Source organism: Bradyrhizobium sp. 482_C4_N1_8, assembly GCF_052075965.1.
In the GTDB taxonomy this organism is placed as follows: Bacteria; Pseudomonadota; Alphaproteobacteria; order Rhizobiales; family Xanthobacteraceae; genus Bradyrhizobium; species Bradyrhizobium barranii.
The window spans coordinates 1250901-1268819 of sequence record NZ_CP197231.1 but is presented as its reverse complement, the minus strand read 5'-3'; the positions used below and the strand labels follow the sequence as shown (position 1 = coordinate 1268819).

The following is a 17919-nucleotide window of genomic DNA, read 5'->3' as shown; positions in this document are numbered from 1 at the left end:
ATACCTGAGGACGTGAAGGGAGCAATGGTATCTTGCTAGCTTGTTTGCAGCCGCTAACAAAGGCGGATGTGGGGCCTCGCGCTCACAGAGTTGAGAAAAAGGCCGACACCAAAATTTCACCTTTGTTAAGCTATTGGCAACCGGTACCGGGCCTCCTGAAGGCGGATTTTCGGCCGGACAGGTAGGGTATGATGCAATCAGTGGCAGCGCTGGCGAAACGTGCTGGATTTGTGACCGGCGCAATGATGCTTGCGGCCGCTGTGCTGCTGCCTGTCAGCGCGCACGCCCAGGCGCAGAACGGCTTGTCGAACCTGTTCGGCGGTATTTTCGCCGGCTCGAATCCAGCGCCCTCTCAGCCGGCGCCCGGCCCCGGCGGCGCCTTGCCATGGACCGGCGAGGACGGCGCCTCCGGCCACCCGTTGATGACGGCCGCCGCGATCCGCGAGGCCGCCTCCAACTTCAACAATTGCGTCGCGGGGATGTGGCCCGATGCCGCACGGCGCAACATCACGCAGGAGAATTTCCAGCGCTTCACGGCCGGGCTGTCGCCTGATCTGCGCATCATGGACCTGATGGATTCGCAGCCGGAGTTCACCAAGTCGATCTGGGACTATCTCGACATCCTCGTGAACGACAACCGTCTCGCCAAGGGCCGCGAGGTCCTCGCCAAATACAAAGCGCAGTTCGACGCCACGGAAAAGGCTACCGGCGTCGACCGCTACATCATCGCCTCGATCTGGGGCATCGAGTCCAATTACTCGACGCAGATGGGCGACCGCAGCGTGCTGCAGTCGACCGCGACGCTCGCCTGCATCGGCCGCCGCCAGGCCTATTTCAAGGACGAGTTTCTCTCCGCGCTGGAGATCCTCAACCGCGGCGATCTCAGGCCTGAGCAGATGCGCGGCTCCTGGGCCGGCGCCTTCGGCCCGACCCAGTTCATGCCGACTGCGTTCAAGCGCTTTGCCGTGGATGGCGATGGCGACGGACGGCGCGACGTCGTCGACAATCCCACCGATCTGATCGCCTCGACCGCCAACAATCTGAAGAAGGACGGCTGGCAGGCCGGCCAGACCTGGGGCTACGAGGTCGTGGTGCCCCAAGGCTTCAACTACATGCTGGCCGATCGCGCCAAGGCGATGACGATGGCGCAGTGGGAGAAGCTCGGGCTCAAGCGCCCGGCCAACCAGCCCTTCCCGCATCCGGCCGAGAAAGCCTATCTGCTGGCGCCCGCCGGGGCGCAGGGCCCGGGCTTCCTGATGCTGCAGAATTACCGCGTCATCATGAAGTACAACCCGGCCGAGGCTTATGCGCTGGCGATCGGCCATTTCGCCGACCGGCTGCGCGGCGGCCAGCCCTTCGTGCAGCCCTGGCCGCGCCAGGAGCGCGAGCTGTCCCGCACCGAACGGCTGGAACTTCAGCAGCTGCTGGCCCAGCGCGGCTTCTACAAGGGCACCCCGGACGGCCAGTTCGGCGGCCAGACCCGGGAGGCGCTGCGCAATTTCCAGGCCTCGATCGGGGTCCCCGCCGACGGATTTGCCTCCTCGGACGTGCTGGATCGCCTCCGCGGGCGGTAAAATCGCGCCGAAAGTAACCCTGAACAGGGATTTTGCCCGATCGCCTTGACGGGGATGGCTGTTCCCCGGTGTATGGCAGAAGAATCCGCAAAGAGAATCTGCCCGTTTGGCGCCTGATTCCGCTATTATATCGAGCCTGTCCCGATCCCCATTGCGCGTGCCTGAGATCGCATGTCGAAGAAGTCCCTATTCAAGGCGCTGACCGAGACCGGCCCGCTGATCGCGCTGGGGACGGCGCTTGCGATTCTGGTCTCCATCGCGGGACCCGCCTCGGCGCAGTTCTTCAACTTCCCCGGCTTCGGCGGCCCGCCGCAGCGGCAGGCCCCGCCACCGCGGAACGGTGGAGGCGGCGGCTGGTTCGGCGGCGACTTCTTCGCACCATTCCAGCAGCAACAGCCGCAGGCGCCGCGCCAGGACTTTTCGCGTGCGCCGGCACCAGCCAAGCGCGACACCACGCCCGACAAGAACGTGCTGGTGATCGGCGACGCCATGGCCGACTGGCTCGCCTACGGCCTCGAAGACGCCTACACCGAGCAGCCCGACATGGGCGTGATCCGCAAGCACAAGACCACGTCCGGCCTGATCAAGTACCAGCCGAAGGGTGAGCCCGCGGACTGGGCGGCGGCAGCGAAGGGCATCCTCGAGACCGAGAAGCCTGATGTGATCGTCGTCATGCTCGGCCTCAACGACCGCATCTCGATCCGCGAGGCCGCGCCCGACAAGGCGACGGACAAGGACAAGAAGAACGACAAGGGCGCGCGCGCCAAGCCACCGGCCAAGCCGGGCGATGCTAAACCCGACACGGCCGCCAAGCCGGACGACAAGCCCGCCGACACCGACCTGCCGCAGGACGATGCCGACAACGCCGACACGCCGGCGGTCGCAGCGCCGGAGAAGACCGCGCGCAACCCGAACGGCCTCTACGAATTCCGCGACGAGCGCTGGGTCGAACTCTACGGCAAGAAGATCGAGGAGCTGGCCAACGTTCTCAAGTCCAAGGGCGTTCCGGTGCTCTGGGTCGGCCTGCCCGCGATCCGCGGCCCCAAGGGCACCGCGGACATGCTGTTCCTGGATTCGCTCTATCGCGAAGGCGCGGCCAAGGCCGGCATCACCTATGTCGATGTCTGGGACGGCTTTGTCGACGAAGCCGGCCGCTTCCTCCAGAAGGGCCCGGACTTCGAGGGCCAGATCCGCCAGCTCCGCAGCTATGACGGCGTCTATTTCACGAAACCTGGCGCACGCAAGCTCGCCCACTATGTCGAGCGCGAGATCACGCGCCTGCTCGCCGGACGCTCCGGCCCGATTGCGCTGCCGAGCGAGCCTGCGACCCCCGACACCAGCGCCGAGCCCGGCAAGCCCGCGCCGCGGCCGCTGGCGGGACCGATCGTGCCGCTGGTTGCGGCCTCGATCTCGGCCGATCAATTGCTGGGCGGACCGGGTTCGCGTCCCGCTGCCGTCGATGCGCTCGCCGCGAAGACGATGGTGAAGGGTGAGCCGCTGGCCGCGCCCGCCGGCCGTGCCGATGATTATGCCTGGCCGCGCCGCGAAGTCGGCCGCGAGCAGGCCAAGGGTGATACGCCGATGGCTGCGACGACGCCCGACGGCAGCGCCACTCCCAGCACACCGGGTGCAGCCGCCGCGATCGCGCCGCCAAGGCTCGCGCCGAAGAAGCCGCCGGTACAGCAGCAGCCGCAGCAGCCGGCCCAGGCAACGCCGGCATTCCGCGATTTCTTCGGCTTCGGCTCTCCGCAGCCACCGCCGCGTCAATTCGCACCGGCGCCGCGTAATCCCAATCCCGCGATCCCGCGCCCGCCTGGTAACGTCGGGCGATCGGCGGAGATGTTCCGGTAGTTTTTCTGAATTGAGATCTCGTGTCCCGGACGCGCTGCAGCGTGTAACGCTGCAGCGCAGAGCCGGGACCCAGCACTGCGACATTCACCAAAGAATGGGCCCCGGCTCAGCAAAGCGGCGTTACCGGACGATGCTACGCATCGCCTAGGCCGCATTGCGTCCGGGGCACGAAAAATTCGGGCGGTGGCTCAGCCGTAATAGCGCCAGCGCGGCGGCGGGCGACGGGCGGGACGCGACATCAGGAGCGCGAGTGCGAAGCCGATACCGCCGGCGATCAGCAGCGCACCGAGCGGATTGTCCTGCACCTTCTTGGCAATCGCCTGCGAACCGTCGCGCAAGGTCTCGGCCGGCTTGTCGTAGGCGTCCTTGGCGTAGCCGGCCGCAGTCTCACCGGCGTCGCGCACGGCATCCTTGGCCTGGCCGTAGAGATTCTGCACGGTGCCGGCGGCTTCCCGCGCCTTGCCTGACGCCTGTGTCTGCGCATCGCCAGCGAGATCACCGACGGCGCCTTCTGCGCGCCCAGCGAATTCCTTGGCCGATCCGACGATCCGATCCTTGTCCATGTTGCTCCTCCTCGGGGGTCAGCCGAGGTAACCGATCAGGAGCAGCGCAGTTCCAAGCTTCTGCGAAAGTGTGTAGTCCGGACTACGCTTCCGCCTGCGCTCTTCGGGCTACGGCAGACATGTCGCTCCATCCGGGCTACAGGATGAGCCCGCCATCGACCACCAGCGTCTGGCCAATGATGTAGGACGACAGCGGCGAGGCGAGGAACAGCGCCGCGCCCGCCATGTCAGCCGGCGTGCCCAATCGCCGCAGCGGAATGCGTGACAGCGCGCCTTCGAGCCGCTTGGGATTGTCGGTGGTCACCTTCGTCATCTTGGTGTCGACGAGGCCGGGCGCGATACCGTTGACGCGGATGCCATCCTCGGCCCAGGCCTCGCCCAGCGTCCGCGTCAGTCCGACTGCGCCGGTCTTCGAGGCGTTGTAGGCGGGATTGCCCATGGTGGAATGATAGGCTGCGGTCGAGGACACCATGATCAGCGCGCCCTTGCTATCGCGCAGCATGGAGTGAAACCGCGTCGCGCAGGCCATCAGGCTCATCAGATTGACCTCGACGACCTTGCGGAAGCCGGCCATCTCGAACTCGCCGCGGCGATAGAGCACCGCGCCCTGCGCGAGCACGAGCACATCGAGACGGTCGAAGGACGGCTTGAACGCTTCCACCGCGCCGGTGTTGCCGACGTCGAGCTGCGCATAGGAAAGACCCGTGAGATCGGAGCCTTCTAGCGCCGAATATTCCGCAGGATGAGCACGCGTGCCGCAGACTGCAACTTGCGCGCCCCTGGCGCGAAAGGCTTGCGCGATGCCGTTGCCGATACCGCTGGAACCGCCGACCACCAGCACCTGCTTGCCTGAGAAATCGAGCTCGTTCGCCATCGCGGCCTCCCCTTTTGTTTTGCTTGTTTGACCTGTCTGCGGATCGATGCCAGCCTTGTCCATCTCATAACAAGAAACAAGAGACGCGAGGAAACGGCATGTCCGAATTCAAGGAGCTCAGCCGGTCGGTGAAGGGCCTGACCGTTCTCGTCACGGGTGCGGCGAGCGGCATGGGGCGCGCGACCGCGCGCGTGTTCGCCGCTGAAGGCGCGAACGTCGCCGTCACCGACTTTGACGAGCAGGGCGCGCTGTCCGTTGCCAAGGAGATTGCCGCGAACGCCGGATCCGCGAAGGCGTGGAAGCTCGATGTCGCCGATGGCGGCGAGATCAAGCGCGTGGTTGGCGATGTCGCGGCGCATTTCGGCGGGCTCGACATCATCGTCAACAATGCCGGCATCTCCGTGCGCGTCGCGATCGACGACGAGGCTTACGAAGACGCTTGGGCCAAGGGGATCGCCGTGATGCTGACGGCGCATCCGCGCATCATCCGCGCCGCGCTGCCGCACCTGCGCAAGTCGAAGAGCCCGCGCATCGTCAACATCGCCTCGACCGAGGCGCTCGGCGCCACCGCGTTGCACAGCCCCTATTCGGCGGCGAAGGGCGGCGTGGCGAGCCTCACGCGCTCGCTCGCCGTCGAGCTCGGCCGCGAGGGCATCACCGTCAACTGCATCTGCCCGGGCCCGATCCGCACCGCCATCACCGACCGCATCTCCGAAGAGCACAAGACGATCTACGCCAAGCGCCGCACTGCACTCGGCCGTTACGGCGACCCCGAGGAGGTCGCGCATATGACGCTGAGCCTGTGCCTGCCTGCGGCGTCTTTCCTCACCGGCGCGGTGATCCCTGTCGACGGCGGCTTGATGGCGCGCAACGCGTGAGAGCCATGACGCTTAAGAGATATGCGCGCCGAGCGTTGACAACGCCGGTCGCGGGAGTAGCTTTTTCACCGGCAGAGCGGGACCAACCGCTCGCGGTTCGCGGGAGAAACACCATGACGATCGCCATCCGGCAGCTTCAGAAACATTTTGCCGGCGAGGTTTCCGGCCTCGACCTGCGAAAGCCTCTCACCGAGGCCGAGGCGCGCGAGGTCGAGGCAGCCATGGACAAATATGCGGTGCTGGTCTTCCACGACCAGGACATCACCGACGAGCAGCAGATGGCCTTCGCGCTGAATTTCGGCCAGCGCGAGGACGCGCGCGGCGGCACCGTGACCAAGGAAAAGGACTACCGGCTGCAATCGGGCCTCAACGACGTCTCCAATCTCGGCAAGGATGGCAAGCCGCTGGCGAAGGACAGTCGCGCGCATCTGTTCAACCTCGGCAACTGCCTGTGGCATTCCGACAGCTCGTTTCGCCCGATCCCCGCAAAATTCTCGCTGCTGTCGGCGCGGGTGGTGAACCCGAAGGGCGGCAATACCGAGTTCGCCGACATGCGCGCGGCCTATGACGCGCTCGATGACGACACCAAGGCCGAGATCGAGGATCTCGTCTGCGAGCACTCGCTGATGTATTCGCGCGGATCGCTCGGCTTCACCGAGTACACCGACGACGAAAAGCAGATGTTCAAGCCGGTGCTGCAACGCCTGGTGCGCACCCATCCGGTGCATCGCCGCAAGTCGCTGTACCTCTCATCGCATGCCGGCAAGATCGTCAGCATGAGCGTCCCCGAAGGCCGGCTGCTGCTGCGCGATCTGAACGAGCATGCGACGCAAGGCGAGTTCGTCTACGTCCACAAATGGAAGCTGCATGATCTCGTGATGTGGGACAACCGCCAGACCATGCATCGCGTCCGCCGCTACGACCAGTCCCAACCCCGCGACATGCGCCGCGCGACGGTGGCGGGGACAGAGCCGACGGTACAGCAGCAGGCGGCGGAGTAGGCGGCACACCCCGCTGGACGTGGTCATCGCCCGGCTTGACCGGGCGATCCAGTACTCCGAGACGGTTGTGATGGAATCGATAGGCCGCGGCGTACTGGATGCCCCGGTCAAGCCGGGGCACGACAGCGGAGGGTGGCGCAGGACACCGCAAACCGTCGCAGCAGCTGCTACACAGCTACGCGTGTCCCGCATCGTTCGAGAGCATGCCGGGATCGATGCCGATCTTGCGCAGCGCACGTCCGTACTTCTCGTCGACATCGTCGCCGAAGATCAAATCCGAATCCGCATCGCAATGCAGCCAGCCATTGCTCTGGATTTCGGTCTCGAGCTGGCCCGGCGCCCAGCCGGCATAACCAAGCGCGAGGATGGCGTGCTTCGGGCCGGAGCCGTTGGCGATCGCCCGCAGGATGTCGACGGTCGCGGTGAGGCAGACGCCGTCGTCGATCCGGAGCGTCGCGTTCTCGATGTAGAAATCGCTGGAATGCAGCACGAAGCCGCGGCCGGTATCGACCGGCCCGCCACGCAGCACCTTCATGCTTTCGGCGTTCTCCGGCAGCTTGATGTGCTCGCCCTTCTTGATGATGCCGAGCTGCTGCAACAGCTCGGGGAAGTCGATGCTGCCGGCGGGATGATTGACGATGATGCCCATCGCGCCCTCGGCGGAATGCGCACAGAGATAGATCACCGAGCGCTCGAAGCGCTCATCGCCCATCACGGGCATCGCGATCAGGAGCTGGCCGTCGAGATAGCCGGCCGAGCTGGGAAGCGCGGGGGCCGCGCTGCGGGTGCTTTCGCCCGTCCTTTTGCCTGTGGGAGCCATCGGTGAAGCACTCCGGTTTCGATTCCTATCCTGATGTCGGGCCGGGCTGCTGTCAAATCAAGGCTTGCATAGACTTGATTCAGGTGCATCCATCACAAGCAATTCAATGGTTTGCCCAGGGGCGACCCTGTAAAGACGTGCCATGCTGACAAGAGTTCCCCTGCATGCGGCGTTTGGCGTCGCAACAACCCTGCTTGCGTCGTCGATGACGCTCGCAGCGCGCGCCGACGACGCTTCGCCCTGGCAGCGCGACGGCCATTCCGCAGTGCGATTGCTGGCGGGATCGCGCAGCGGCGCCGTCCTGCTCGGCGGTATCGCCTTCCAGCTCCAGCAGGGATGGAAGACCTACTGGCGCATCCCCGGCGATTCCGGCGTTCCGCCGCGGTTCGATTTCTCCAAATCGGACAATGTCGAAGCGGTGACGGTGATGTGGCCGGCGCCGCTGAAATTCGATGACGGTGCGGGCGGGCATTCGATCGGCTATCACGGCCAGGTCGTGCTGCCTCTGCGCATCGTGCCCAAGGCGCCCGACAAGCCGGTGACGCTGCGCGCCGAGATCAACTACGCCGTGTGCGAGAAGCTCTGCGTTCCCGTCGAGGCCAATGTCGAGCTCGGCTTCAACAACGTCGCCTCGACCGAGGACGCTAATCTGCGTGCTGCGCTCGACACCGTGCCGAAGCCTGCCACGATCGGTGATCCCAATCCGCTGACCATCCGCGACGTCAAACGTGACGGTCCCAAGAATGTCGTGGTCGACGTGGTCGTGCCTGACAGCCGCGGCGTCAATTTGTTCGTGGAAGGGCCAACGCTCGATTGGGCGTTGCCGATTCCGGCGCCGGTCGAGCGCAGCCCACCCGGCGTGCAACGATTTTCCTTCGAGCTCGATGGACTGCCACCGGGCGCCAAGCCCGACGGAGCGGCGTTGAAGTTCACGCTCGTCGCGCCCGAGAAGTCGTACGAGTTCAATACGAATCTGGAGTGAGCCGGAGCTGAGTTGCGCTGCCAGCGCCCCATATTCAGCTGTCGTCCCGGGGCGCGCGCAGCGCGAGCCCGGGACCCATAGCCACAGGGAGTGGTTTGGCGAGGACTCGGAGTTACCAGCCAGCGCAACAATTTCTCCCTGGGGTTATGGGTCCCCGCCCCCCGTGCGCAATTGCGCACTAGGCGGGGACGTCGCTGGTGGCTGGAGCGGCAGCATGCCTCACCCAACCCAATCTTAACGAATGGTTGCTAATCCCCAAGGGCTACCGCATCAGGCCTGCCGCAGCATGCGGGACGCCTGATACGGACGCCCTGGGGATCTCGAATTGGCCGTGATGGATGCAGAACCCGCAACGACCGGACCTGCCGGCCTCATCGCGCGGCTGCGCGCGAAGCTGATGGGCGGGTCGAACGAAGCGTCGCTGACGCGGCGGTTGGCCGGCACCATCTTCATCATCCGGGTGATCAGCGCGGGCCTCGCCTATTTCTCGCAAGTTCTGCTCGCGCGCTGGATGGGGACGTCCGACTACGGCATCTATGTCTATGTCTGGACCTGGGTGTTGCTGCTCGGCAGCATGATGGACTTCGGCATCTCGGCCTCCGCGCAAAAGATCATTCCCGAATATCGCACCAGCGGCGAGCATGCGCTGCTGCGCGGCTTTCTCTCCGGCAGCCGCTGGCTGACCTTTGCCGCGTCCACGCTGGTGTCGCTGGGGCTCGCCGGAATCGTCAAGCTGCTCTCGCCCTGGATCGATCCGGCCGAGGTGCTGCCGCTCTATATCGGCTGCATGACGCTGCCCGCCTTCGTCGTCGCCAACACCCAGGACGGCATCGCGCGCTCGCATGACTGGATGCAGCTCGGTCTGATGCCGCAATTCATCATCCGCCAGGCGCTGATCATCGGCATCACGGCCGCTGCCTTCCTGCTCGGCTATCATCTCGGCGCGGTCGCCGCGATGGTCGCGAGCGCCGGCGCGGTGTGGATCGCGATGACCGGGCAGATGGTGGTGCTGAACCGCAAGCTCGCCGATCACATCGAGCCGGGCCCCAAGACCTACGACATCGGCGGCTGGCTCGCCGTCTCGCTGCCGATCCTGCTGGTCGAGAGCTTCTACCTGCTGCTGTCCTATACCGACGTGCTGGTGCTTCAGCAGTTCCGCCCATCGGACGAGGTCGGTGTCTATTTCGCGGTGGTGAAGACGCTCGCCCTGGTCTCGTTCATCCACTACGCGATGTCGGCGACCACAGCGCACCGCTTCGCCGAATACAACGCGCTCGGCGACAAGGCGCGCCTGTCGGCCTATGTCGCGCATGCCATCAACTGGACGTTCTGGCCGTCGCTGGCAGCGACCATCGTGCTGCTTGCGCTCGGCAAGCCGCTGCTCTGGCTGTTCGGCCCGCAATTCACGGTCGGCTACGACATCATGTTCGTCGCCGCGATCGGCCTCGTGGTGCGCGCCGCGATTGGACCGGTCGAGCGCCTGCTCAACATGCTCGGCCAGCAGAAGATCTGTGCGCTGGCCTATGCGCTGGCGTTCGTGATGAACCTCGTGCTCTGCATCGCGCTGGTGCCACGCTTCGGCGGTCACGGCGCCGCGGCCGCGACCTCGATCTCGCTGACATTCGAGACGGTGCTGCTGTTCTGGATCGTGCGCCAGCGGCTCGGCCTGCACGTGCTGGCGTTTGGCAAATAGGCGCTGCCACCCGGGTTGCCGGCCTGGAGAATGGCTGTTTCGCGCCTTGCGCGGCGGCGACTGAAACCCCCTCCCCGCCCACCGTCTGTCGCAAGATTTTTCTTATTCAACCGAAGCGATTGCGTTTCAGGGAAATTTTATTCTACGTCATATTGCTCAACCGACGAGATAAACCTAAGATTCCCCAGACATGATTGATCCGCTCTATGTCGCCTCCGGATTTGGCGTCGGCCTGCTTGTCGGGATGACCGGCGTGGGTGGCGGCTCGCTGATGACGCCGCTGCTGATCCTGCTGTTCGGCATCCACCCCTCCACCGCCGTCGGCACCGACCTGCTCTATGCCGCCGCCACCAAGACCGGCGGCAGCGTGGTGCATGGCTGGTCGCGGAGCGTGCACTGGCCCGCCGTGCTGCGGCTCGCCTGCGGCAGCATCCCGGCGAGCGCGCTGACGCTGCTCGTGCTGTGGAAGCTCGACCTCAGGAGCGATTCCGAGCGCAGCCTGGTCAATCTGGTGCTGTGCTTTGCATTGCTGCTGACCGCGACATCGCTGATCTTCCGCAAGGCCCTCATGGAGCGCTATCGCGGCCGGCTGGAACGTGTCGACGATCGTACCACGGCGATCGCGACCGTCGTCACCGGCATCGTGCTCGGCGTGCTGGTGTCGATCTCGTCGGTCGGTGCCGGCGCGGTCGGCGTCACCGTGCTGCTGCTGCTCTATCCGCGCCTGCCGATGGCGACCATCGTCGGCTCGGACATCGCGCATGCGGTGCCGCTGACGCTGGTTGCCGGGGCCGGACATTGGGCGCTCGGCGATGTGGATTGGGCCCTGATGGGCGTGCTGCTGCTGGGCTCGCTGCCCGGCATCATCGTCGGCAGTCTCAGTGCGACGCGCGTCCCCGAGACGGTGCTGCGCCTGACGCTTGCCTGCGTGCTGTTCGTGGTCGCCAGCAAGATCATGTTCGCGGAGCTGAACCTGTCGTCCGCGATCGTGACGGCGCTGGCCTGGACGCATTAGGCCAACCACCCGCCCTAGCTGTCATCGCCCGGCTTGACCGGGCGACGACCAAGGGCGGGATCGTAGGGTGGGCAAAGCGAAGCGTGCCCACCGTTTCTCCTCAATCGCGGGAGGATGGTGGGCACGGCGCTGACGCGCCTTTGCCCACCCTACGGCTGGAGCCTTACTCCGCCGTCCAGCCGCCGTCGATCGACAGGTTGGTGCCGGTGATCTGCGCGGCATCGTCGCCGCACAGGAACAGCGCGAGGGCTGCGACCTGCTCGGAGGTGACGAACTCCTTGGTCGGCTGCGCGTCGAGCAGCACGTCGTTGATGACCTGCTCGCGCGTGAGGTTGCGCGCCTTCATCGTGTCGGGGATCTGCTTCTCCACCAGCGGCGTCCAGACATAGCCGGGGCTGATGCAGTTGCAGGTGATCTTGTGGGTCGCGACCTCGAGCGCCACGGTCTTGGTCAGGCCGGCGATGCCGTGCTTGGCCGACACATAGGCGGACTTGAAGGGCGAGGCGACCAGCGAGTGCGCCGACGCCGTGTTGATGATACGGCCCCAGCCCTTCTTCTTCATGCCGGGCACCGCCGCGCGGATGGCATGGAAAGCCGAGGACAGGTTGATCGCGATGATCTGGTCCCATTTCTCAACCGGGAATTCCTCGATCGGCGAGACGAACTGGATGCCGGCATTGTTGACGAGGATGTCGACCGAGCCGAACGACTTCTCGCCGAGCGCGATCATCCCGGCGATCTCGGCGGGCTTGGTCATGTCGGCCGGCGAATACACCGCCTTCACGCCGAAGTCGGACTCGATCTTGGCGCGTTCCTTCTCGATGTCCTCCGGCGAGCCGAAGCCGTTGATGACGACATTGGCGCCGGCGGCGGCGAAGGCGCGCGCATAGGCGAGCCCGATGCCGCTGGTCGAACCGGTCACGACGGCGTTCTTGCCTGACAGACTACCCATGTTATTCGCTCCTTTTTGGCGGGGGCGCGGTGACGTCCCCCGTGAGATCGTAGGTCACCATGGTCTCGCCGGACTGCGGCCGCTCGAGCCAGTCCTTGTGGCGCATCGACAGATGCACGTCGCGCACGCCGGCTTCCCAGTGCTCGACCATGGCGACATGCGAGAAGTCGTAATCCTTCGACGAGGATTCGTAGTTCTTGCTGCGATAGATCAGATGCACCACGGTGACGGTGCTTTCGCGCGATACCTTCGCGAGGAATTCCACGGAAGGATCATTCTTCAGATAATCGGGCAATTTGGAAATCAGATCGCGCACGGCCCGGCGGGCGTTGTGGATCTGCTTGTTCTTGTCGGTGTTCATCCGCGTGCGGCTGGAGAAGCGGATGTCCTTCTCGCGCTCGGTCGCCTCGAGCAGCGAATTCGGCAGATCGCCGCGGGCGCTGAACAGATCGACCTGGAAGATCAGCATGTCGCGAGCGACCTCGGCATCGAGCACGTAGTCGAGCGGCGTGTTGGAGGCGATGCCGCCGTCCCAATAGTGCTCGCCTTCGATCACGACGGACGGAAATCCCGGCGGCAGCGCGCCGGAGGCCATGATGTGCTCGGGGCCGATGGTCTTGCCGAGCTTCTTGAACTCGTAATTGTCGAAATATTTGAAGTTGCCCGAGGTGACGCCGACGGCGCCGACCGACAGGCGCGTCTTCAGATCGTTGATGCGATCAAAATCGACCAGGCGCTCCAGCGTCTTCTTCAGCGGCGCGGTGTCGTAATAACTCTCGGCCTGCTTGGTGCCGGGCGGCCAGAGCGGCGCGGGCGGAATGCGCGGCGTGAAGAAACCGGGCACGCCGAAGGTCGCGATCAATGCGGCACTGGTCGAATTGAACAGCTCGCGGCTGTGATCGCTCTTGCCGATCGGCTTCCACGGCACCGGCGCCGACACCATCTCCCAGAATTCCTTGAGCCGCTTGACGCGGGTCTGTCCCTCGTTGCCGGCGATGATGGCGGCGTTGACCGCGCCGATCGAGATGCCGGCGACCCATTCCGGCTCGAAGTCGAAATGGCACAGCGACTGGTAGGCGCCGGCCTGATAGGAGCCGAGCGCCCCACCGCCCTGGAGGACCAGGACGCGCTGCGCCTTCGCGGGGACTGTTGCGACTTCCGGGCTATGATCTGTCATCTGGGAACAATAGCAAAAGGCGAGCCACCGTGGCGACAGTCCGCCGCGGCGTCAATGCATCCCGGGATCAAGTCTGGCTTATCGGGGGTCGGTCGAGGCCAGGATCATGGTCCAGAACACCTTGTATTTGGTGCCGGGAGCATAGCCCGCCGCGATGCCCAGTTTTGTGACACCGCTCTTGAGCATGTTGGCCCGGTGCGGAGGCGAGTCGCGCCAGCCGGAAAACGCTTCCGCCAGCGTATGATAGCCCGCCGAAACGTTCTCGACCGCCACCGTCGCCGGATAGCCGCCCGCGCTGAGGCGCTTGGCCAGCGGGGCGCGGACATCATGGTCCATCTTGTTGGCCGCCGCCATGGCCTGGGACTGGGATTCGGCGAGCCGCATCAGATCGGGGTCGATCACGACGGTGCCGAGGGCGTTGTTCTGGCGGTATTGCGAGATCATGATCGCTGCCGCCTGCGCATCGAGCTTGGTGCCCGGGACCGACATGTCGGCATACATCGACGGCTGCTGGACCGGTGCTTCGTTGCCGGCGCAGCCGGCGAGAAGCAAAGTGATGAGTATTGCGGCCGCAGCGCGCATGTTCAGGGGCCCCCAAATGAGGGGCCGTTGTTGCATACCAACCGTGGCTGAAAGGTGAATATTGAGGAAGATTTGAGCTTTCGGCCGAGGCGCCTACTAGCCCGCAAATATCCGGTAGCGGCGCGGTTCGAGGCCGATCGTGTCGCCGGCGCGCAGTTCCCTGTCGCGGGGGGCGTCGATCTCGATGGTCTCGCCGCCGGATAGCGCCACCTCGGCCCGCTGCACGGGGCCGAAATTCCGGACGTGCTGCACAGCGCCCTCGAAGGCACCGCTTCCGGGCGGGCCGACCAGCATATCATGTCGCCGCACGAACAGTTTTGACGCGCCAGACACCAAGCCGTCTGCTGCAAGATTGAGTGGGCGGTCGCCGAGCCTGATGACGCCGCCTTCGACCTGGACCGGCAGCTCGATGGATTCGCCGATGAAGCCGTGGACGAAGGCGGTCGCCGGGCTTTCATAGACGTCGTCGGGCGAGCCGATCTGCTCGATCCTACCCTTGTCCATCACCACGACGCGGTTGGCGACTTCGAGCGCCTCCTCCTGGTCGTGGGTGACGAAGATCGAGGTGACGTTGATCTCCTGGTGCAGCGAGCGCAGCCATCGGCGCAGCTCCTTGCGCACCTTGGCATCGAGCGCGCCGAAGGGCTCGTCGAGCAGGAGGATGCGCGGCTCGATCGCGAGCGCGCGGGCGAGTGCGATGCGCTGGCGCTGGCCGCCGGAGAGCTGGCTCGGATAGCGGTCGGCGAGCCAGTCGAGCTGCACGAGATCGAGCAGCTCCTTGACGCGCGCACGAATGGTGGACTCGTCCTTACGGCTGGCGCGCGGCTGCACGCGCAGGCCGAAGGCGACGTTCTCGAACACCGTCATGTGGCGGAACAGCGCGTAGTGCTGGAACACGAAGCCGACGTTCCGTTCGCGCGCGCCCCGCGCCAGCGCATCCTCGCCATTGAAGGAAACCTCGCCGGAATCGGGCCAGTCGAGGCCGGCGATGATGCGCAGCAGCGTGGTCTTGCCGGAACCGGACGGACCGAGCAGCGCCAGCAGCTCGCCATTGTCGACCTTGAGATCGACGCCGTCGAGGGCTTTGAAGCTGCCGAACTGCTTGACGAGATTCCTGACTTCAATGGTCACTTGCGTCGTGTCCTTCGTCGAGGTGACGTTCGAGAACGGTCTTGGCGATCAACGTGATCAGGGCCAGCATCGCCAGCAGCGAGGCGATCGCAAACGCAGCGACGAACTGGTACTCGTTGTAGAGAATCTCGACCAGCAGCGGCATGGTGTTGGTCTCGCCGCGGATGTGTCCGGATACCACCGACACGGCGCCGAATTCGCCCATCGCGCGCGCGTTGCAGAGCAGGACGCCGTAGAGCACGCCCCATTTGATGTTGGGCAGGGTGACGCGGAAGAAGGTCTGCAGGCCGGAGGCGCCGAGCGAGATCGCGGCCTCCTCCTCCTGCGTGCCCTGCTCCTGCATCAGGGGGATCAGCGCGCGCGCCACGAACGGGAAGGTCACGAAGGTGGTGGCGAGCGCGATGCCGGGCACCGCGAACAGGATCTGGATATCGTGATCCCTAAGCCAGCTGCCGAAATATCCCTGCGCGCCGAACAGCAGCACGAAGACGAGGCCCGAGATCACCGGGCTCACCGAGAACGGCAGGTCGATCAGCGTGATCAGGAAGGTCTTGCCGCTAAACTCGAACTTGGCGATGGCCCATGCCGCGACGAGGCCGAATACGAGATTGAGGCCGACCGAGATCGCCGCGACCAGCAGCGTCAGCTTGATCGCAGCCAGCGCCTCCGGCTCGGCGAGCGCGGACAGATAAGCGAGAACGCCTCTCGAAAAGGCCTGCGCGAACACCAGAACCAGCGGCAGCACGACGAAGACGCTGAGGAAGACCACCGCCAGCGCAATGATGGCGATACGTATTGCGGGCGGCTCGGTGCGGAGGCTGTCCCGGGCGGCGGCCGCGTGGGCACGCGCGCGCGCATCGGTCGAAGGCAGCGAGACGGAATCTGCGATCTGCATCGTCATGATCTGCCCTCAGCGCGCCGGGATCCGGCTCTGCGCCCAGCGCTGGAGCCGGTTGACGGCGAAGATGATGACGAAGGAGACGACGAGCATGACCACCGCGATAGCGGTCGCGTCGGCATAGCGGAATTCGGACAGCCGGATCACGATCAGGAGCGGCGCGATCTCGGAGACATTAGGCAGATTGCCGGCGATGAAGATCACCGAGCCGTATTCGCCGACCGCGCGGGCGAAGGCGAGCGCGAGGCCGGTGAGCAGCGCCGGTCCGAGCGAGGGCAGGATCACGCGGATGATGGTCTGCCAGCGGCTGGCGCCGAGGCTGCCGGCGGCCTCCTCGATCTCGGGGTCGAGGTCCTGGAGCACCGGCTGCACGGTGCGCACCACGAAGGGGATGCCGATGAAGATCATGGCGACGAAGATGCCGATCGGCGTGAATGCCACCTTGATACCGAGCGCTGCGAGCGGCGCACCCAGCCAGCCCGTCTCGGCAAACAGCGCCGTCAGCGCCACGCCGGCGACCGCCGTCGGCAGCGCGAACGGCACGTCGACGATGGCGTCGAACAGCCGGCGCCCGGGGAAGCGGTAACGCACCAGCGCCCAGACGATGATGCTGCCCATGACGAGATTGACGCAGGCCGCCGCAAAGGCGAGGCCGAAGGAGACGCGCAAGGCGTTGAGGGTGCGGCGGCTGGACAGGATGTTCCAGAATTGCTCGGGGCTCAGCTCCAGCGATTTCAGGAACAGCCCGGCCAGCGGAATCAGAATGATGATGGAGAGCCAGGAAAGCGTCAGTCCCATCGTGAGACCGAAGCCCGGCAATGTCCGTCGTCGTGCTGCAACTGCGCTCACCAGGCCCCCTGCTACTCCTAAGACGGCGCCCGATCAGTTCTTGTAGATCTGATCAAAGACGCCGCCGTCGGCAAAATGTTCCTTCTGCGCCTTGGTCCAGCCGCCGAAAACGTCGTCGATCGTGAACAGTTCGACCTTGGCGAAGGAGTTTTCGTACTTCTTGGCGATCTCGGCGTCGCGCGGACGGTAGAAATTGCGCGCGGCGATTTCTTGACCTTCCTTGGTATACCAATACTGGAGGTAGGCATCGGCCGCGTTGCGGGTGCCTTTTTTATCGGCAACCTTGTCGACGATCGCGACCGGCGGCTCGGCGAGGATCGATTGCGGCGGCGCCACGATCTCGAACTTCTGCGCACCAAACTCCTTCAGGGCGAGATAGGCCTCGTTCTCCCAGGCCAGCAGCACGTCGCCGACGCCGCGCTCGACGAAGGTCACGGTGGCGCCGCGCGCACCGGTATCGAGCACCGGCACCTGCTGGTAGAGCTTTCCGATGAAGTCCTTGGCCTTGTCGGCCGAGCCGTATTTCTTTTGGGCAAAGCCCCAGGCGGCGAGATAATTCCAGCGCGCCCCGCCGGAGGTCTTCGGGTTCGGCGTGATCACCGAGACACCGGTCTTGAGCAGATCGTCCCAGTCCTTGATGCCCTTCGGATTGCCCTTGCGCACCAGAAACACGATGGTCGAGGTATAGGGCGATGAATTCTGCGGCAAACGCTTCTGCCAGTCGGTCGCGGTGAGGCCCTTGTTCGCGACGGCGTCGATGTCATAGGCGAGCGCGAGCGTCACCACATCGGCCTGCAATCCGTCGATCACGGCACGCGCCTGCGAGCCGCTGCCGCCATGCGACTGCTTGATCTCGACGCTCTTGCCGGTTTCCTTTTGATAGGCATTCGCGAACGCCTTGTTGAACTCGGCATAGAGCTCACGCGTCGGATCGTACGACACGTTCAAGAGATTGATGTCAGCGGCGAGAGCCGAGCTTGCCAACAATCCAGTCAAGAGCAGCCCTGCCGCGAGCGGAACGATACGGCGCATCATGTCCATCTCCATTTACCTCGACGACGTCATCGTCATCGATGGCA

The 17919-nt window shown here is 65.0% G+C and carries 17 protein-coding genes; 7 read left to right on the top strand and 10 right to left on the bottom strand.

Annotation, left to right across the window (positions count from 1 at the left end):
- Positions 1 to 188: 188 nt before the first annotated feature.
- On the top strand, positions 189 to 1574 hold the full coding sequence (locus AB7Z56_RS05920; RefSeq protein WP_283018001.1) for a lytic murein transglycosylase: 1386 nt from the start codon (positions 189 to 191) through the stop codon (positions 1572 to 1574).
- A gap of 171 nt (positions 1575 to 1745) precedes the next feature.
- Positions 1746 to 3425 carry an SGNH/GDSL hydrolase family protein gene (locus tag AB7Z56_RS05915; RefSeq protein ID WP_063981007.1) on the top strand — a complete coding sequence of 560 codons (1680 nt, stop codon included), beginning with the start codon at positions 1746 to 1748 and terminating at the stop codon, positions 3423 to 3425.
- A 188-nt stretch (positions 3426 to 3613) separates the two neighbouring features.
- Here the strand turns inward: AB7Z56_RS05915 and AB7Z56_RS05910 are convergent, their stop codons facing one another.
- Entirely contained in the window at positions 3614 to 3988 is a 375-nt protein-coding gene (locus AB7Z56_RS05910; protein ID WP_063981006.1) for a CsbD family protein, read from the bottom strand.
- Positions 3989 to 4124: 136 nt separating this feature from the next.
- Positions 4125 to 4862 (bottom strand): SDR family NAD(P)-dependent oxidoreductase, encoded by a 738-nt coding sequence (locus AB7Z56_RS05905; RefSeq protein ID WP_063986080.1) that lies wholly within the window; start codon positions 4860 to 4862, stop codon positions 4125 to 4127.
- A gap of 98 nt (positions 4863 to 4960) precedes the next feature.
- Between AB7Z56_RS05905 and AB7Z56_RS05900 the strand changes: the two genes are divergently transcribed.
- Positions 4961 to 5740: an SDR family NAD(P)-dependent oxidoreductase gene (locus AB7Z56_RS05900; protein WP_063981005.1), complete on the top strand. Its 780-nt coding sequence runs from the start codon at positions 4961 to 4963 to the stop codon at positions 5738 to 5740.
- 113 nt (positions 5741 to 5853) lie between these two features.
- Positions 5854 to 6741 (top strand): TauD/TfdA dioxygenase family protein, encoded by an 888-nt coding sequence (locus AB7Z56_RS05895; RefSeq protein WP_063981004.1) that lies wholly within the window; start codon positions 5854 to 5856, stop codon positions 6739 to 6741.
- Between the two features lie 175 nt (positions 6742 to 6916).
- On the opposite strand, the gene AB7Z56_RS05890 is transcribed toward AB7Z56_RS05895, so the two are convergent.
- Positions 6917 to 7561, bottom strand: coding sequence for a YqgE/AlgH family protein (locus tag AB7Z56_RS05890; RefSeq protein ID WP_063981003.1), 645 nt, complete (start codon positions 7559 to 7561; stop codon positions 6917 to 6919).
- A 142-nt stretch (positions 7562 to 7703) separates the two neighbouring features.
- On the opposite strand from AB7Z56_RS05890, the gene AB7Z56_RS05885 reads away from it, so the two are divergent.
- The 3 genes from AB7Z56_RS05885 to AB7Z56_RS05875 all read left to right on the top strand — a co-directional run bounded on the left by AB7Z56_RS05885 (position 7704) and on the right by AB7Z56_RS05875 (position 11251).
- The gene (locus AB7Z56_RS05885; protein ID WP_063981002.1) at positions 7704 to 8543 is read left to right on the top strand and encodes a protein-disulfide reductase DsbD domain-containing protein; all 840 of its coding nucleotides are present in this window, start codon (positions 7704 to 7706) and stop codon (positions 8541 to 8543) included.
- Positions 8544 to 8868: 325 nt separating this feature from the next.
- Complete coding sequence (locus AB7Z56_RS05880; RefSeq protein WP_428841268.1) at positions 8869 to 10236, top strand: flippase; 1368 nt, start codon at positions 8869 to 8871, stop codon at positions 10234 to 10236.
- 190 nt (positions 10237 to 10426) lie between these two features.
- Complete coding sequence (locus AB7Z56_RS05875; protein WP_283017999.1) at positions 10427 to 11251, top strand: sulfite exporter TauE/SafE family protein; 825 nt, start codon at positions 10427 to 10429, stop codon at positions 11249 to 11251.
- Positions 11252 to 11414: 163 nt separating this feature from the next.
- Here AB7Z56_RS05875 and AB7Z56_RS05870 read toward each other — a convergent pair whose 3' ends face one another.
- The 7 genes from AB7Z56_RS05870 to AB7Z56_RS05840 all read right to left on the bottom strand — a co-directional run bounded on the left by AB7Z56_RS05870 (position 11415) and on the right by AB7Z56_RS05840 (position 17875).
- Entirely contained in the window at positions 11415 to 12203 is a 789-nt protein-coding gene (locus AB7Z56_RS05870) for a 3-hydroxybutyrate dehydrogenase (RefSeq protein WP_028157423.1), read from the bottom strand.
- A 1-nt stretch (position 12204) separates the two neighbouring features.
- A complete protein-coding gene (locus AB7Z56_RS05865) occupies positions 12205 to 13380 on the bottom strand; it encodes a DUF3734 domain-containing protein (protein WP_063980999.1) in 1176 nt (391 codons plus the stop codon).
- 78 nt (positions 13381 to 13458) lie between these two features.
- On the bottom strand, positions 13459 to 13962 hold the full coding sequence (locus tag AB7Z56_RS05860; RefSeq protein WP_063980998.1) for a CAP domain-containing protein: 504 nt from the start codon (positions 13960 to 13962) through the stop codon (positions 13459 to 13461).
- A gap of 96 nt (positions 13963 to 14058) precedes the next feature.
- Positions 14059 to 15093, bottom strand: coding sequence for a sulfate/molybdate ABC transporter ATP-binding protein (locus tag AB7Z56_RS05855; protein ID WP_063980997.1), 1035 nt, complete (start codon positions 15091 to 15093; stop codon positions 14059 to 14061).
- Positions 15083 to 15994 (bottom strand): sulfate ABC transporter permease subunit CysW, encoded by a 912-nt coding sequence (gene cysW / locus AB7Z56_RS05850; RefSeq protein WP_063980996.1) that lies wholly within the window; start codon positions 15992 to 15994, stop codon positions 15083 to 15085. Before cysW ends, AB7Z56_RS05855 begins: the two co-directional genes overlap by 11 nt.
- Positions 15995 to 16003: 9 nt before the next feature.
- On the bottom strand, positions 16004 to 16840 hold the full coding sequence (gene cysT / locus AB7Z56_RS05845) for a sulfate ABC transporter permease subunit CysT (protein ID WP_071916676.1): 837 nt from the start codon (positions 16838 to 16840) through the stop codon (positions 16004 to 16006).
- 33 nt (positions 16841 to 16873) lie between these two features.
- Positions 16874 to 17875, bottom strand: coding sequence for a sulfate ABC transporter substrate-binding protein (locus AB7Z56_RS05840; protein ID WP_028148402.1), 1002 nt, complete (start codon positions 17873 to 17875; stop codon positions 16874 to 16876).
- Positions 17876 to 17919 lie beyond the last annotated feature (44 nt).

Excerpts from the sequence above, each read along its gene's own strand:
- AB7Z56_RS05920 (WP_283018001.1), top strand. The coding sequence starts at position 189 with ATGATGCAATCAGTGGCAGCGCTGGCGAAACGTGCTGGATTTGTGACC.
- AB7Z56_RS05915 (WP_063981007.1), top strand. The coding sequence starts at position 1,746 with ATGTCGAAGAAGTCCCTATTCAAGGCGCTGACCGAGACCGGCCCGCTG.
- AB7Z56_RS05910 (WP_063981006.1), bottom strand. The coding sequence starts at position 3,988 with ATGGACAAGGATCGGATCGTCGGATCGGCCAAGGAATTCGCTGGGCGC.
- AB7Z56_RS05905 (WP_063986080.1), bottom strand. The coding sequence starts at position 4,862 with ATGGCGAACGAGCTCGATTTCTCAGGCAAGCAGGTGCTGGTGGTCGGC.
- AB7Z56_RS05900 (WP_063981005.1), top strand. The coding sequence starts at position 4,961 with ATGTCCGAATTCAAGGAGCTCAGCCGGTCGGTGAAGGGCCTGACCGTT.
- AB7Z56_RS05895 (WP_063981004.1), top strand. The coding sequence starts at position 5,854 with ATGACGATCGCCATCCGGCAGCTTCAGAAACATTTTGCCGGCGAGGTT.
- AB7Z56_RS05890 (WP_063981003.1), bottom strand. The coding sequence starts at position 7,561 with ATGGCTCCCACAGGCAAAAGGACGGGCGAAAGCACCCGCAGCGCGGCC.
- AB7Z56_RS05885 (WP_063981002.1), top strand. The coding sequence starts at position 7,704 with ATGCTGACAAGAGTTCCCCTGCATGCGGCGTTTGGCGTCGCAACAACC.
- AB7Z56_RS05875 (WP_283017999.1), top strand. The coding sequence starts at position 10,427 with ATGATTGATCCGCTCTATGTCGCCTCCGGATTTGGCGTCGGCCTGCTT.
- AB7Z56_RS05870 (WP_028157423.1), bottom strand. The coding sequence starts at position 12,203 with ATGGGTAGTCTGTCAGGCAAGAACGCCGTCGTGACCGGTTCGACCAGC.
- AB7Z56_RS05865 (WP_063980999.1), bottom strand. The coding sequence starts at position 13,380 with ATGACAGATCATAGCCCGGAAGTCGCAACAGTCCCCGCGAAGGCGCAG.
- AB7Z56_RS05860 (WP_063980998.1), bottom strand. The coding sequence starts at position 13,962 with ATGCGCGCTGCGGCCGCAATACTCATCACTTTGCTTCTCGCCGGCTGC.
- cysW (WP_063980996.1), bottom strand. The coding sequence starts at position 15,994 with ATGACGATGCAGATCGCAGATTCCGTCTCGCTGCCTTCGACCGATGCG.
- AB7Z56_RS05840 (WP_028148402.1), bottom strand. The coding sequence starts at position 17,875 with ATGATGCGCCGTATCGTTCCGCTCGCGGCAGGGCTGCTCTTGACTGGA.